Source organism: Pseudomonas sp. PA-7-1E (assembly GCF_021605325.1).
In the GTDB taxonomy this organism is placed as follows: domain Bacteria; phylum Pseudomonadota; class Gammaproteobacteria; order Pseudomonadales; family Pseudomonadaceae; genus Aquipseudomonas; species Aquipseudomonas fluorescens_BV.
This window is the reverse complement of record NZ_WKFA01000125.1, coordinates 1-1,046: the sequence shown is the minus strand read 5'-3', so window position 1 is coordinate 1,046 and position 1,046 is coordinate 1. Positions and strand designations below refer to the sequence as shown.

General features: G+C 59.6%; 1 pseudogene. It reads right to left on the bottom strand.

Features of this window, described 5'->3' with window-relative positions:
* Positions 1-1,046 (bottom strand): annotated as a pseudogene (locus GIW79_RS29490) (RHS repeat protein); the annotation flags it as partial.

Below are 1,046 nucleotides of genomic sequence, written 5' to 3'. Positions count from 1 at the left end.
GCCGTCCTCGACGCTGAGGAGGTTGCCCTGGCGGTCGTAGGCATAGTCGACAACGCTGGCATCGGGTAGGGTTTTTCGGACGAGGCGACCGGCGTGGTCGCGCTCGTAACGGGTGATTAGCTGACTGTTATCGTCGCCGTATTCGGTCTTCTCCAGCAGGTTGCCGTTGAGGTCGTAGGCGTAGGCGGTGCGCTGGCCGTCGAAGCCGGTTTCCTGGCGGATCAGGCCGTTGGGGTGGTAGTCGAGTTGGTAGGTTTCGCCGGCTTCGTTTTCGATCTCGGTGAGCAATAGCCGAGCGTTGTCGTAGCGGTACTTGACCTGGGTGCCGTCGGCGTTGAGGCGGCGGCTGATCAGGTGCAGGCCATCGGCGTATTCGTAGCGGGTGACGTGGCCGAGTTCGTCGCGTTCGGCGATGATTTTGCCGTAGGGGTTGTAGCTGAATTCCCTACAACTACCGCCTGGCAATACAAGACGAATCAACCTGCCGACGCAGTCCCAGTGATATTGCGTCAGCGCACCATGCTCATCCTCACAGGCAACTTGCCGTCCCAGATCGTCATAGCGATAACGCTTGATCCCGCCATTGGGCAATTGCTCCTCAAGCAACTGCCCACGTTCGTTCCACACCAGTCGATGGCAACTGTGATCCGGGTACCAAACTCCAGTCAGTTGCCCGTGCTTGTTGTAGCTGTAGTCAGTAACCTCACCATCGGGATCGGTCCTACGCGTAACATCGCCTTGCTCATTACGCTCGTATTTCCAGACCGCCTCCCCACGCCTGACAACCCGTACAAAACCGTTGTCATGCTCGTAGGACGTTGGCTCATCATCCCCCGGAAACAGCGCCACCAAGCGTCCGGCGTCGTCATATTGATAGGCCGTCACCGCGCCCATCGGGTCTTGCTCGACGGTCAGCCGACCCTGGTCGTCGTAGGATTTAAAGTGCGTGGCGCCGTCCGGATCAATCCTCTGCACCAGCCGCGCCCGCTGGTCATGGACATACACCTCCTGGCTACCATCGGCGTTATGCACCGTGACACGCCCGT